A 13,828-nucleotide genomic window follows, 5' to 3' on the forward strand; every position below is an offset into this window, starting at 1 on the left:
GATGACGGCGGCAACTGTGGAAACCGGTCTCAAACCATCCGCGGCGCGCGGGAGCGCGGCACGTGCCCGACTGCTGCGCGGGCTTCTGCCAGCGCTGTCGCTGGTGCTTGTGCTGCTCGCCATCGCCTGGCTCAACCCGCGTGCGATCAGCTATTTCGGCTTCAGCCTGATGCTGAACCTGGCGATCCCGATCGCACTGGCGACGATCGCGCAGATGTTCGTCATAGCCGGCAACGAGCTCGACCTGTCGATCGGCACCTTCGTCGGGTTCGTCGGCTGCGTCACCGCGACCTGGCTGAAGGACGCGCCGCTGATAGGTATCGCCATCCTGCTCGGATCGATCGGCATCTATGCGCTGCTCGGCGCGCTGATCCATCTGCGCAACCTGCCGTCGATCGTGGTGACGCTGGGCATGAGCTTTGTATGGCAGGGGCTTGCCATCCTTGTCCTGCCCAAACCAGGCGGAAAGGCGCCGGACTGGCTGCTGGCGATCCTGTCCTTCAAACCGCCCTTCGTTCCCTTCCCGATCATGGCCGCGCTGCTGATCGGGCTCATCGTTCATTTGAGCCTGATGCGCACGTCATATGGCGTCATCCTGCGTGGCTCCGGCGGCAATGCGGCAGCCCTTCGGCGCGCCGGCTGGTCGCTGCTCAAGACCAAGGTCGTGCTGTTTGCGCTCGCCGGCGTGTTCGGCGTGCTTTCCGGCATGGCGCTGATCGGCATCACCACCTCGGCCGATGCCAATATCGGCAATGGCTACACGCTGCTTTCGATAGCCGGCGTCATCCTCGGCGGCGGCGAATTCGTCGGCGGTCGCGTTTCGCCGATCGGTGCCGTGATCGGTGCGTTGACGCTGGCATTGGCGGCGTCACCGCTGCTCACCTTCATGCACATCCCGCCAGACTGGCAGGTGGCCGCCAACGGCGCCATCCTGATCATCGTGCTGGCGGCGCGGGTGCTGATCAGCCGTAGGGAAAGGTGAGCGATGACATCGGTGAAATCGCTGGCCGCCAAGCCCTGGATCTGGTCCTTTCTCGCCGCGCTGCTGGTGTGGCTTGCGACGATCGTCTTCACCGGCGGCCATGGCGCCGGCGGCATGGTCACGGCAGCCCTTTCGCTTGCCGTGTTCACGGTCATCGTCGGCATTGGCCAGATGTTCGTCATCACACTCGGCCCGGGCAATGTCGACCTGTCGCTGCCGGCCAATATCGGCCTTGCCAGTGCTGTCGCCATGAAGGTGATGGGCGGCAGCGATTCCATGATCGCTGCCGGGCTGCTGGCTGCGCTTGCCTGCGGCGCCGCGATCGGCGCCGTCAACTATCTGCTGATCTGGGCGCTGCGCATCCCGCCGATCATCGCCACGCTGTCGGCCAGCTTCATCATACAATCGGTCGACATCAGCTATGGGCGCGGGCTGCAGATCAAGCCGCCGCCAGGCTTCGCCGATTTCACCAATTGGCAAATATCAGGCATTCCGGTGCTGGCGATGCTGACCGTGCTGTTCACCATCGGGGCCGGCATAGCCTTGCAGCGCATGATCTATGGCCGATCGGTGCTGGCGATCGGGCAGAACATCCGCGCCGCCTGGCTGGCCGGCGTCAATGTCGGCCGCATCCGCTTTCTTACCTACACGCTTTCGGGCGCGCTCGGTGGCCTCGATGGCGCATTGCTCGCCGGCTATTTCCGGGGCGCCAATGTCGATATCGGCAATGAGTACCTGCTCGCCTCGATCGCCGTCGTCGTCATCGGCGGCACGTCGGTCGCCGGCGGCAAGGCCAATGTGCCCGGCGTCTGGGGCGCGGCACTTTTCCTGGTGCTGCTGCTCACCATGCTCAACACGTTCGGCGTGAGTGCCGGCGTGCGGCTGCTGCTGACGGGGCTGATCATTGTCGGGGTGATAACGGCGGCGGGTGGCGAGAAGGCGGTGCGCTGAAGATTCAGGTGAGGCCGGCCTGCAAATGGCGGCCTCCTGCGCTTCCGGTGCTCACGTACTTCAAGTACGCTCCGCTCCGGTTCTCGGACTCCACCATTTTCGACTCGGCCTGACCTGAATATCAGCGGAATTCGCCAAGCAGCCTGCATCAGCCCTGGCCAACCTGTAAATGCCGCGCCAGCATCAGCCGCAATTCCTCCAGCACGCCATCGCGCAACCGTTTCTCGCCGATCAGTGCCAGCGGGATGCGCATCAGCTGCGGCACGATTACGGCCAGCCGCTCGGCCTGGCCTAAGGGGAGCGGCGGTTCGGCCTGCGCGAACAGGGCGGCGATCTGCTCACGTCGGCGGGCCCGCATCTTGCGCCGCCAGCCTTCGTCGCCGGGCAGGTCGAGCAGGGCGGAATAGGCCGGATGCGTGGCGAGAAAATCGCCGAGCAATTCGAACAGCGCATCGGCGATGGCAGCCGGCGGCTGGCCCCTGGCGCGTTCCTGCAAGGTGTCAAGCTGCGTGGACAGACCTTCCGCGTTCTCGGCCAGAATGGCTTGCGCCAGGGCCTCCTTGGTCGGGAAGAACAGATAGAGCGTGCCGATGGCAGCACCCGCCCGCGCGGCGATCTCGGTCATCGTCGTGGCGTCGAAACCTTTCTCGACGAACAGCGCTGCCCCGCTCGCCATGAGCGCCGCGACCCGTTCGCGCCCTCTTTTTCGCTGCGGTGCACGCGGATTCGCCACCGAAAGCGCGTCGCGTCTAACCGAATTCATGCGACGCGCCTTCGGTCTTTGTTTTCATGCATGTCGTTATCCCAAAACCGAGCTCACTTTTGAGCGACATGCGTAAGGCTCTTGCAATTTCCGAGGCCATCCTCATATTTCCAAACCTGAGACTACCCTCATATATGGCGCTGGCGGCGACCGCGCCAGCAACTTCGAGAGTTATTACCACCATGAATACCGCCGTTGACAGCCGCCCGCAGAGCCACAAATGGATGGTTCTGAGCAACACCACGCTCGGCATGCTGGCCGCCGCCATCAACGGGTCGATTCTGCTGATCAGCCTGCCGGCGGTGTTTCGCGGCATCGGCCTCAAGGCGCTCGACCCGGGCAACATCAACTACCTGTTGTGGGCGATCATCGGCTACATGATCGCCACGGCTGTGCTCGTCGTCGCCTTCGGACGCCTCGGCGACCAGTTCGGCCGGGCGAGGATGTACAATCTCGGCTTCGCCATCTTCACCGCCGCCTCGACCTGCTGCCCGGCCAAGGCGACTTTGCCGCAGTGTACCTGATATCGGTGCGCATCATCCAGGGCATCGGCGGCGCGCTGATCATGGCCAACTCCACGGCGCTGCTCACCGATGCCTTTCCGGAAAACGAACGCGGCTTCGCGCTCGGCATCAATGTGGTGGCGGCCATTGGCGGCCAGTTCGTCGGCCTGCTGATCGGCGGCCTTCTGGCCGACACGGACTGGCGGCTGGTGTTCTGGATCAACGTGCCGTTCGGCCTCGTCGGAACGATCTGGGCGTACATGAAGCTGCACGACGCGCCGAACCGCTCGACGCATACGATCGACTGGCTCGGCAATATCAGCTTCGGCCTCGGCCTGGTGCTCATCCTCACCGCTATCACCTATGGGCTGCAACCCTATGGCGACCAGGTAATGGCGTGGACCAGCCCGAAGGTGCTTGTCCTGTTTGCCATCGGCTTGATCTCGCTGATCGCCTTCATCTTCATCGAGCAGCGTGTGACGAAGCCCATGCTCGACCTGAAGCTGTTCCGCATTCCAGGCTTCGCCTATGGCAACATCGCCAATCTCGCCTCGGGCATCGCGCGCGGCGGGCTGCAATTCATGCTGATCGTCTGGCTGCAAGGCATCTGGCTGCCGCTGCACGGCTATTCCTTCGAGGAGACGCCGCTGTGGTCGGCGATCTTCATGCTGCCGCTGACGGTCGGCTTCCTCATCGCCGGCCCGGTGTCCGGCTATTTCTCCGACCGGGTCGGCGGCGTGCCCTTCGCGGTCGGCGGCATGGTCGTGGGCGCTGGCAGTTTTATCGCGTTGATGGCCTTGCCTGCCGACTTCTCCTATACGGCGTTTGCCGCGCTCCTGTTCCTCAACGGCCTCGGCTCAGGCCTGTTCGTGGCGCCGAACTCGACGCAGATCATGAATTCCGTGCCGGCGCGGGAACGTGGCCAGGCGTCAGGCATGCGTGCCACCACCACCAATGCCGGGCAAGTGCTGTCGATCGGCCTGTTCTTCAGCCTGATGATCCTGGGCCTTGCCGCAAGCCTGCCGCAGAGCATGGAAGCCGGCCTTCTGGCGCAGCATGTGCCGGAGGCGGTCGCGCACCAGATCGCCAACATGCCGCCGGTGGCCAGCCTGTTCGCCGCTTTCCTGGGCTACAATCCGATGGGCGAGCTGATCCCGGCCGATGTGCTGCATGCGCTGCCGCAGCAGAGCATCGACACGCTGACCGGCCATGCCTTTTTCCCCGAGCTGATGTCGGGGCCGTTCAAGCATGGACTGGTCTTCGCCTTCACCTTCTCGGCGATCCTCTATCTGGTCGCGGCTTTTGCCTCCTGGCGCGGCGGGCGCACCGCCAGCGACGCAATGCCGGAGATGATGGCAACGGAGGCCGCCGGCCGGCACTAATCGTTGTGCCAGACTGGAGGCCGGTTCCCATCCGCGTCATGGCGCTATAAATCCCGTTCAAGCGGCGGCCAGCCGCTCACCGTTGCTGGGAGGTTTTTGCGTGTCCGATTCCCTGAAGGTCAGCCGCGACGGCGATGTCGCCATCATCATCATCGACAACCCGCCGGTCAACGCGCTTAGTTTTCATGTCCGAGAGCCGCTGATGCAGGCGTTGGTTGCCTTGCGCGACGACGCTTCGGTTGCCGCGATCGTGCTCGCCTGCGCCGGGCGGACCTTTGTAGCCGGGGCCGACATTACCGAATTCGGCAAGCCGGTGCAGCAGCCTGACCTGCGCGCCATCGTGGCCCTGCTGGAAACCATTACCAAGCCGACGGTCGCCGCCGTTCACGGCACCGCGCTCGGCGGTGGGCTGGAACTCGCGCTCGGCTGCCATTTCCGTGTCGCCGATGCCGGGTCCAAGCTTGGCCTTCCCGAAGTGAAGCTCGGCCTGCTGCCGGGCGGCGGCGGCACGGTGCGGCTGCCACGGCTGGTCGGGGCATTGAAGGCTCTGAAGATGGTCGTTTCAGGCACGCCGATCGGAGCTGATGAAGCGCACGCTGCAGGGCTGGTTGATGCCGTCTTCGAAGGCGATCTGACCACGCACGCGGTGAATTTCGCCCGGGAGATCGCACGCAAGGGTGGTCCCTTCACGTCGGTGCGCGATCGCGACGACCTGCTGAGGGAGACCGACCTGGCGACGTTCGATACCGAGGCGGCGAACCTTGCCGGGAAGGCGCGGGGACTGGAAGCGCCGATCGCCTGCGCGGAGGCGGTGCGCAACGCCGTCACGCTGCCCTTCGACGAAGCGCTTGCGGCGGAGCGGGCACTGTTCGTGAAGCTGGTCGCCAGCGACCAGTCGCGGGCGCAGCGCCATCTGTTCTTCGCCGAACGCGAGGCGGCAAAGCTTCCGGGCAAGGATATCGTCAAGCGCAGGATTGCCCGCGTCGGTGTCATCGGCGCCGGCACGATGGGCGGCGGCATCGCCATGGCCTTCGCCAATGGCGGCTTTCCCGTCACCTTGCTGGAAGCCAGTCATGAAGCCTTGCAGCGCGGGCTGGGCACGATCGAGAAAAATTACACCGTCTCCGTCTCGCGTGGTTCGCTGAGTGAAGAGGCCAAGCGGCAGCGCCTCACCCAGTTCAAGGGCTCCACCGACTACGCCGATCTTGCCGATTGCGACCTGATCATCGAGGCGGCGTTCGAAGACATGGCGGTCAAGAAAGAAATCTTCGGCAAGCTCGACGCTGTGGCCAAGGCGGGCGCGATTCTCGCCACCAACACCTCCTATCTCGACATCAACGAAATCGCCGCGTCGACCTCTCGCCCGCAAGATGTGCTCGGCCTGCATTTCTTTTCGCCAGCCAATGTCATGAAGCTGCTGGAAATCGTGCGGGCGGAAAAGACCGCGCCAGATGCGCTAACGACGGTCGTCGATCTGGCACGGCGGATCGGCAAGGTGGCTGTCGTCGTCGGCGTCTGCCATGGTTTCGTCGGCAACCGCATGCTGGCCGCGCGTGGCTCGGAATCCGAAGCGCTGCTGCTGGAGGGCGCGACGCCCAGCCAGATCGACAAGGCCTTCACCGATTTCGGCTGGCCCATGGGGCCGTTCCAGATGGGCGATCTCGCTGGCCTCGACATTGGCTGGCGCAACCGCAAGGCCCGCGGCCAGACGGCCGTGATCGCCGACACGCTGTGCGAACAGGGCCGTTTCGGCCAGAAGACCGGCCGTGGCTTCTACCTCTACGAGGCGGGCGCACGGGCGGGCGTTGCTGATCCCGAAGTGGAAGCGTTGATCCGAGGCAAGGCGGCCGAGCGAGGCATCGCGCCGCGCGCGATCGGCGCCGAGGAAATCATCGAGCGCACGCTCTATCCCCTGGTCAACGAGGGCGCGAAGATTCTGGAGGAAGGGATCGCTGCCCGTGCGTCCGACATCGATGTCGTCTGGGTCAACGGCTACGGCTTTCCCGTCGGCAAGGGCGGCCCGATGTTCTGGGCCGGGCTTGAAGGGCCGGCGCGGATCGTCGAAAGGCTTGAGTACTGGCACCAGCGGACCGGCAGGCCAGTTTTCAAGCCTGCGCCGCTGCTGAAGCGAATGGCCGAAACCGGCTCCTGGGACGGCGGCGCGGCGGGCTGAGTTCGTCGCCAGCTATTTTGCATCGCCGCCTCGCTCTCCGCGACGGCCTATTGTTTCCGTCTCGCGCGCTTTGATCGAGGCGATCCAGGCGTAAAAGGAGACTTATTTACGGTCGGCAGGATTTCCGAACGCGGGATCGCGTGGCCGCGAATAGGTATCGATACGCGGCAGGTCGTCCGAGAATTCCACCCAAGGCAGTCTCAGGCGCCAATAGGCGTGCGCTTGCGGACTGAACCGCTCCGGATGGTCGAAAAAGCCTATCGTGACGTAGACTTCGTCGCTCAGCCCTTCGTCGCGATAGGCGATCGAGGAGCCGCAATCTCCGCAGAATGTTCGCACAATGCCCTTGGTCTTGGAGAATTCCTTCGGCCGGCCACGGGTCAGCCGCACCTGATGCGGGCGGTAGCCGACCCAGACGGTCAATGGGCCGCCGATTGCCCGGCGGCAGTCGTCGTCATGGTCGGAGCAGACCCAGAACGGCTCGCCTTGCATCTCGGCGGCAATTGCCCCGCAAAAACAGGCGCCGGTTTCAATCCTGCCGTCCATCTCGTCGCTCCGATTGTAAGACCGCCAGCCCCCGTGTCGACCAACGGAACAACCATCCGCGTGGGCCGAGGTTCCTCCTGCCAGCCCTTAGAAAGGAAAAACCGGTGTGGCCTGGACGTGCTTGCGGCCGCCGGTCTCGCAGGGGCAGCTGTCGGGAAGGGATGCCACCAGACGATCCGGAGGCATAAGCTATGAGTTCCGCCTGCTCATCGAGCCGGCGGCGATCCTGACGCCCGGCTTCCGGCTGGGCGGGACGCGGGCCGTGGCGTTGCGCCAGGGTGTGGAGGCGCTGGCCGCGTTGCCGGACGCCGCGTTCGACGCGCGCCAATTCCAGCGACTGGACATCGATTTTAACGGCATGATCGCCGAGGGCTGTGCCAATCGTTTCCTCACCGATGCGCTGTCGGATCCTCTAAGGTTGCGCCGGTTGCCGGGCATTTGTCCCGGGGTCAATGTGTTCCGCCTGAAGCAATCTTTGCGCGAACACCTGAACATACTCGACCATCTCGAAAACCGGCAGTATGAGGTGGCTGCCGATCTGCTTCGTATCCACCTGCGGCTCTCCCGCAGCCAGCGACCGCAAGCGGCCAGCCGCGGCGCCCCCGCGCTGTTTGGCATGATCAGCCGGCCCGATTGAAGAGGAAATAATTGACGCGTAAAGCCAGCCCGACCATCGCGCTGTTTCCCGAATCCAGTTTCGGCGCGGCGTTGAATTGCGTCGGCATTGCGCAGTCGTTACGCGCGCGGGGCGCGCGCTTTTGCGAGGCGCTGCGCTTCGGCGCGCCGTCGCTGATCATACCCTATTGCTGGGACGGCCACGACAATGCGCAGCGCGCCGGAGAGACCGGCGTCGGCGACCATATCGGCCGTGACGGCTGGACAGAAGGAGTATTGGAGAGAGCCATTCTCGGCCTGCTGGCCGACGATGCCATGCGCGCCCGCCTGAGGGACAATGCAGCCCGGATGGCGCTGGAACCCGGAACGGACGTGGCCGCGCAAGCCATACTCTCTCTGATACGGAATTAAACGAAATGCTTGATAAGAACACCGACACCTCGCTCTCCAGCGGCAACGACCCCAGGGCCTGGCTGGCGCAGCACGGCATCAATGAAGTCGAATGCCTGGTGCCCGACATGAACGGTGTGCTGCGCGGCAAGGCGCTGCCGACGGCGAAATTCCTGAAGGCGCTGGAAGACCGCGCGCTCTATCTGCCGAGCAGCGCCTTCCTGGTCAGCATCGACGGCCGCTATTCCGGCTCGATCGACGAGGGTTTCGCCTATTCGGACCCGGACATGCGCATGGTGCCCGATGTCTCGACGCTGTGCCTGGCGCCCGGCGCCGGGCCTGGCAAGGCCTATGTCTTTGCCGATGCCTTCCACATGGATGGCAGGCCATGGATGGCCTCGCCGCGCCATGTGCTCAGGGCCGTGCTCGATCTCTACCGGCAGCGCGGCTGGCGGGCCGTCGTGGCGCCGGAGCTTGAATTCTACCTCACCGCGCCCAATCCCGATCCGGACAGACCGCTGACCGCGCCGGTCGGCGCCAATGGCCGCGCCGAGGGCGTGCAGCACCCCTATGACATGGCGGCGCTCGAGGAGTTCGAGCCGGTGATCCGGCGCGTCTATGATCATGCCGCGGCCGCCGGGCTGCCGCTCGACACGCTGATCCATGAATCGGGCACGGCGCAGCTGGAGATCAACCTGCTGCATGGCGACGCGCTGCCGCTGGCCGACCAGGTGCTGCTGTTCAAGCGATTGACGCGCCAGGCGGCACAGCAATGCGGCATGCACGCCACCTTCATGGCCAAGCCGATCGCGGCGCAGGCGGGAAGCTCGATGCACCTGCACATGTCCATCGTCGACGAGGCTGGCAACGCGCTGTTCGCCGGCACCGATGACGCCGACACCGGAATGTTCGGACACTTCATCGGCGGGTTGCAGAAGTATGTCCCCGAAATCATGCCGCTGTTCGCGCCGAACGTGAATTCGTATCGTCGCATCCGGCCGAACCATAGCGCGCCGGCCAACATCGAGTGGTCGCATGACAATCGCTCCTGCGGCCTGCGCGTGCCCGCCGGTGGCCGTGCCGCGCGGCGAGTCGAGAATCGCCTGCCGGGCGCGGATTGTAATCCCTATCTGGCGATCGCCGGTTCGCTGCTCGCCGGCTATCTCGGCGTCGAACAGAAACTGGCGCGCTCGGCCGAGGCGTCGGGCAATGCGTACAAGATCAAAAGCACGCTGCCGAAGACGATGGAGGAGGCGCTCGACCGCTTCACCGCTTGCGAGCCGGTGCGGGCGCTGCTCGGCGAGGATTTCTTTCAGACCTATCTGCGCGTCAAGAGCGTCGAGCTCGACCTGTTCCAGAGCGTGGTGACGAGCTGGGAACGCGACCACCTGCTGTTGAAGGTGTGACCATGGCATCTTCGACGGGTTTCAATTCGGGCCTCGATATCGGCAAATCCTACTATGTCGCCACCGCCAATCCGGCGCCGGACCATTCGCCGCTCGTGGGCGATGTCGACGCCGACCTGGTGGTCGTTGGCGGTGGCTGCACGGGCCTGTCCGCCGCCCTGCACGCCGCCGAGCGCAGCCTGAAGGTGGTGCTGCTCGAAGGCGGCAAGATCGGCTGGGGGGCGTCGGGACGCAATGGCGGCCAGATGATCCCCGGTTTGCGCAAGGGCGCCAAGGGCCTGGTCAAGCTCTACGGGCCCGAGCGGGCGAAGGTGCTGTTCGACCTCGCTTTCGAGGCGCGCGGGCTGGTGCTCGACATCATCGAGCGCCACGCCATCGATTGCGACCTGAGGCTGACCGGTCATCTGGTCGGCGCGGTCAACGGCTCCGACCTCAGGGACCTGGAGGAGGAGGCCAGCTGCCTCGAAAGCGTAATGAAATTCCGCGACGTCGAGATATTGTCGGCAGCGGAAGCCCGGGCCAAGGTCGACACGCCCTATCATGGCGCGATGTACGAGCCGCTTGGCGGGCACATGCATCCGCTGAACTACACGTTGGGCCTCGCCCGCGCGGCGGTCGCAGCCGGTGTCACCATCCACGAGAATTCGGTGGCCACGCGGCTGGAGCGCGAGCCTTCCATACGGGTCTCGACAGCAAAGGGATCGGTACGCGCAAGACATGTCGTGCTGGCGGGCGACGCCTTGCTCCACGGACTGGAGCCGCGCGTCAACAGCCGTATCATGCCTGTCGGAAACTACATCGTCGCCACCGAGCCGCTGGAAGGCAAGCGCAACGTCATCCCGGCCAATGTCGCGGTGTCCGACACGCGCTTCGTCGTCAACTATTACCGCATGTCGGCGGACGGCCGCCTGCTGTTCGGCGGCGGCGAGCGCTACACGCCGTCACCGCCGGCCGACATTGCCGGCTTCGTGCGGCCGCACATGGAAGGCACCTTTCCGCAGCTCAAGGGCTGCCGCATCGATCATGCCTGGGGCGGGCTGGTGTCGGTGACGACGTCGCGCCTGCCGCATGTCGGTCACTATGGCGAGGTCTATTTCGCCCATGGCTATTCCGGCAAGGGCGTCATCCTGTCGACGCTGTCGGGCAAGCTCTTGGCCGAAGCGATCACCGGCGACGCCTCGCGGCTCGACCTGTTTTCGGCGCTCACGCCGATGCCGTTCCCGGGCGGCACGGCGCTGCGCGGCCCGCTCTATGTTCTGGGGATGTTGTGGTACGCGATGCGGGATAGAATCAAGCATTGAAGGGTTGCGTTAGTTTCGCGTCGTGAAACCGTTCAGGCGCCATCAATTATCGATGTTGGCGCCGCCCCTCACCTGCCTGCCGGTATCCTCTCCCCGTATAGGGACGGGGAGAGGGGCGCTGTCCCTATGATTTCGCCAATCGCTGGCGTTGCGGCCAGCTACTTTCTCCCCGTTCTACGGGGAGAAATGCCCGGCAGGGCAATGAGGGGCGGCGCCGACATCGAAGATTGGCATTCCGCACCATTGAAATGCCGATCCGCGGAAGCCTTTAGACGACAAAGAAATCCTCGATGCGCTGCCTGGCCCCAAGCAGCGCGGGCAGGATTTCCCGTTCCATCTCGGCAACCGAGAACCGCGCCGACTGCGTCGACACATTGATGGCCGCGACCGTGTTTCCCGAGCGGTCGCGGATCGGCACGGCGATGGAGCGCAGGCCGAGTTCCAGCTCCTCGTCGACGATGGCGAAGCCGTCCTTCCTCGCTTGGCCGATAGCCTTCGCCAGCAGGGGCCTGTCGGTGATCGTCTTGGCCGTTCTTCTCTCGATCGACGCGCGGCTGAGAAAGGTGTCCAATTCTTCAGGCGTCAGCCCGGCGAGCAGCATGCGGCCCATCGAGGTGCAATAGGCCGGCAGCCTGGTGCCGACATCCAGCGAGACGCTGAGGATGCGGCGGCCAGGAATACGGGCGACGTAGACGACATCCTCGCCCGAGAGGATCGCCGCCGAACAGGCCTCGTTCAACTGCGCCGCCACCGCGCGCATGATGGGGGCCGCGAAGCTCCACAGCGAGGCGCCGCCGAGCCATGTGCGGGCGACGGTCAGCAGACGTGGCGACAGCGAAAACACACGGCCGGCCTGTGTGGCATAACCGGTCGCGACCAAGGTCAGCAGGAATCGCCTGGCGCCAGCCCGGGTCAGGCCGGCTTCCTCCGCCATTTCGGTCAGCGTCATGCCCGAAGGGTGGCGGGCGAGGATCTCCATGACGGCGAGTCCGCGCTCAAGCGAGCCGACGTGATCACGGGAAACAGCCCCTTCGTTCATCTGACCTCCATACCAAAGGCTACCGTCGCCCGGATTGACTCGGGGTGCAGGTCAGCCTAGAAAATATCACATACAATACATATGTTCGCAATACGAACTTTATTGGATTGGAACCCTGGCGATGGTCAAGTTCCTGCCGCTCAAAAAGGCGGTGGCCGAGAACCTCAATAATGGTGATTCCGTCGCCTTCGAAGGCTTCACCCATCTGATCCCGACGGCGGCGGCGCATGAGGCCATCCGCCAGGGGTTTCGCGACCTGACCCTGATCCGCATGACGCCGGACCTGATCTACGACCAGATGATCGGCATGGGCATGGCGAAGAAAATCATCTTTTCCTATGTCGGCAACCCCGGCGTCGGCCTGCTGCGGCGTGCCCGCGATTCGATCGAGAACGGCTTCCCCAGGTCGATCGAGATCGAGGAACACAGCCATGCCGGCATGGCCAACGCCTATGAGGCAGGGGCGGCCGGCCTGCCCTGCGCGGTGTTTCGCGGCTATCGCGGCGCCGGGCTGGCCGATGTCAATCCGAACATCAAATCGGTCACCTGTCCGTTCACTGGCGAGGTGCTGGCGGCTGTTCCCTCGATCCGGCCCGATGTCACCTTCATCCATGCACAGAAGGCCGACCGCAAAGGCAATGTGCTGGTCGAGGGCATCATCGGTATTCAGAAGGAAGCGGTGCTGGCGGCCAGGCGGGCCGTGGTGACGGTGGAGGAAGTGGTCGACAATTTCGACGATCTGCACCCCAATTTGACGGTGCTGCCGCGCTGGACGATCACGGCGATCTCGGTCGTGCCCGGTGGCTCTCACCCCTCCTACGCACATGGCTATTATGCGCGCGACAATGCCGCCTATCTCGAATGGGACGAAATCGCCGCTGACCGTGGCAAGTTCCAGGCGTGGATGCAGGCGAATGTCATCGGCAAGAGCGCCGGTGATTTCGCGGCCCGCGTCGAACATCTGAGGAAAGCGGCATGAGCGGGAATGCATTGGGTTTCACCCCCAACGAGATGATGACGATCGCCGCCAGCCGCGCGTTGAAGAACGACGATGTCTGCTTCGTCGGCATCGGTGCGCCCTCCGCCGCTTGCAACGTGGCGAGGCTGACGCATGCACCCGACATCACGCTGATCTATGAGAGCGGCACGATCGGCACCGCTCCGCAAGTGCTGCCGCTGTCGATCGGCGATGGCGAACTGTCCGAAACCGCGGTCACCACCGTCGCGGTGCCGGAAATGTTCCGCTACTGGCTGCAGGGTGGCCGCATCTCGATCGGTTTCCTCGGGGCTGCCCAACTCGATAAGTTCGGCAACATCAACACCACCGTCATCGGCGACTATTTCCACCCCAAGACCCGGCTTCCCGGCGGCGGCGGTGCACCCGAGATCGCGACCTCGTCGAAGGAGATCTACATCACCATGGCGCAGAGCAAGCGCGGCATGGTCGAAAAGATCGACTTCTTCACCTCCTTCGGCCATGGCGAGGGCGGCGACCATCGCAAGCGGCTCGGCATCGACACCGCTGGGCCGACCTTGCTGATCACCGACCTTGCCATCTGGAAGCCGGACCCGGTGACCAAGGAGTTCACCGTTGTGTCGCTGCATCCTGGCGTCACTCGCCAGCAGGTGCAGGACACCTGTGGCTGGGTGGTTAAGTTCGCCGAGGCGCTTGACGAGACGCCGGCGCCAAGCGAACTCGAACTCAATACATTGCGCGACCTGCAGGCCCGCACCAAGGCGGCGCATGAGGGGACCGGAAAAGCAAAGGCTGCATGAC

The 13,828-nt window shown here is 64.5% G+C and carries 14 protein-coding genes; 11 read left to right on the plus strand and 3 right to left on the minus strand.

The window, feature by feature from the left end:
• Position 1 precedes the first annotated feature (1 nt).
• Complete coding sequence (locus FJ930_RS17690) at positions 2-982, plus strand: ABC transporter permease (protein ID WP_141839449.1); 981 nt, start codon at positions 2-4, stop codon at positions 980-982.
• Between the two features lie 3 nt (positions 983-985).
• Positions 986-1,933 (plus strand): ABC transporter permease, encoded by a 948-nt coding sequence (locus FJ930_RS17695; RefSeq protein ID WP_140739996.1) that lies wholly within the window; start codon positions 986-988, stop codon positions 1,931-1,933.
• 148 nt (positions 1,934-2,081) lie between these two features.
• Here the strand turns inward: FJ930_RS17695 and FJ930_RS17700 are convergent, their stop codons facing one another.
• Positions 2,082-2,696 (minus strand): TetR/AcrR family transcriptional regulator, encoded by a 615-nt coding sequence (locus FJ930_RS17700; RefSeq protein WP_141839451.1) that lies wholly within the window; start codon positions 2,694-2,696, stop codon positions 2,082-2,084.
• A 182-nt stretch (positions 2,697-2,878) separates the two neighbouring features.
• Here FJ930_RS17700 and FJ930_RS30235 point away from each other — a divergent pair, with 182 nt between their 5' ends.
• The 3 genes from FJ930_RS30235 (at position 2,879) to FJ930_RS17710 (ending at position 6,754) form a co-directional block, all read left to right on the plus strand.
• A complete protein-coding gene (locus FJ930_RS30235; protein WP_210245362.1) occupies positions 2,879-3,220 on the plus strand; it encodes a hypothetical protein in 342 nt (113 codons plus the stop codon).
• Complete coding sequence (locus FJ930_RS17705) at positions 3,211-4,581, plus strand: MFS transporter (RefSeq protein WP_210245363.1); 1,371 nt, start codon at positions 3,211-3,213, stop codon at positions 4,579-4,581. Before FJ930_RS30235 ends, FJ930_RS17705 begins: the two co-directional genes overlap by 10 nt.
• Before the next feature lie 100 nt (positions 4,582-4,681).
• Complete coding sequence (locus FJ930_RS17710; protein ID WP_141839453.1) at positions 4,682-6,754, plus strand: 3-hydroxyacyl-CoA dehydrogenase NAD-binding domain-containing protein; 2,073 nt, start codon at positions 4,682-4,684, stop codon at positions 6,752-6,754.
• Positions 6,755-6,856: 102 nt separating this feature from the next.
• On the opposite strand, the gene FJ930_RS17715 is transcribed toward FJ930_RS17710, so the two are convergent.
• Positions 6,857-7,300 carry a GFA family protein gene (locus FJ930_RS17715; protein WP_141839455.1) on the minus strand — a complete coding sequence of 148 codons (444 nt, stop codon included), beginning with the start codon at positions 7,298-7,300 and terminating at the stop codon, positions 6,857-6,859.
• Positions 7,301-7,406: 106 nt separating this feature from the next.
• Here FJ930_RS17715 and FJ930_RS17720 point away from each other — a divergent pair, with 106 nt between their 5' ends.
• The 4 genes from FJ930_RS17720 to FJ930_RS17735 are packed head-to-tail and all read left to right on the plus strand — an operon-like array spanning position 7,407 to position 11,012.
• Positions 7,407-7,937: an FCD domain-containing protein gene (locus tag FJ930_RS17720; protein ID WP_246676947.1), complete on the plus strand. Its 531-nt coding sequence runs from the start codon at positions 7,407-7,409 to the stop codon at positions 7,935-7,937.
• A gap of 11 nt (positions 7,938-7,948) precedes the next feature.
• The gene (locus tag FJ930_RS17725; RefSeq protein WP_246676948.1) at positions 7,949-8,326 is read left to right on the plus strand and encodes a nucleotide disphospho-sugar-binding domain-containing protein; all 378 of its coding nucleotides are present in this window, start codon (positions 7,949-7,951) and stop codon (positions 8,324-8,326) included.
• Between the two features lie 5 nt (positions 8,327-8,331).
• Positions 8,332-9,711 carry a glutamine synthetase family protein gene (locus FJ930_RS17730; RefSeq protein WP_141839457.1) on the plus strand — a complete coding sequence of 460 codons (1,380 nt, stop codon included), beginning with the start codon at positions 8,332-8,334 and terminating at the stop codon, positions 9,709-9,711.
• A gap of 2 nt (positions 9,712-9,713) precedes the next feature.
• A complete protein-coding gene (locus tag FJ930_RS17735) occupies positions 9,714-11,012 on the plus strand; it encodes an FAD-binding oxidoreductase (protein ID WP_141839459.1) in 1,299 nt (432 codons plus the stop codon).
• 268 nt (positions 11,013-11,280) lie between these two features.
• Here the strand turns inward: FJ930_RS17735 and FJ930_RS17740 are convergent, their stop codons facing one another.
• Positions 11,281-12,051 (minus strand): IclR family transcriptional regulator C-terminal domain-containing protein, encoded by a 771-nt coding sequence (locus FJ930_RS17740; protein WP_141839461.1) that lies wholly within the window; start codon positions 12,049-12,051, stop codon positions 11,281-11,283.
• A gap of 121 nt (positions 12,052-12,172) precedes the next feature.
• Here FJ930_RS17740 and FJ930_RS17745 point away from each other — a divergent pair, with 121 nt between their 5' ends.
• Entirely contained in the window at positions 12,173-13,030 is an 858-nt protein-coding gene (locus FJ930_RS17745) for a CoA transferase subunit A (protein WP_141839463.1), read from the plus strand.
• Positions 13,027-13,827, plus strand: a complete 801-nt coding sequence (locus FJ930_RS17750; protein ID WP_140744987.1) for a CoA-transferase subunit beta — start codon at positions 13,027-13,029, stop codon at positions 13,825-13,827. Before FJ930_RS17745 ends, FJ930_RS17750 begins: the two co-directional genes overlap by 4 nt.
• Position 13,828: the final 1 nt, after the last annotated feature.

Source organism: Mesorhizobium sp. B2-4-15, assembly GCF_006658505.1.
Lineage (GTDB): Bacteria > Pseudomonadota > Alphaproteobacteria > Rhizobiales > Rhizobiaceae > Mesorhizobium.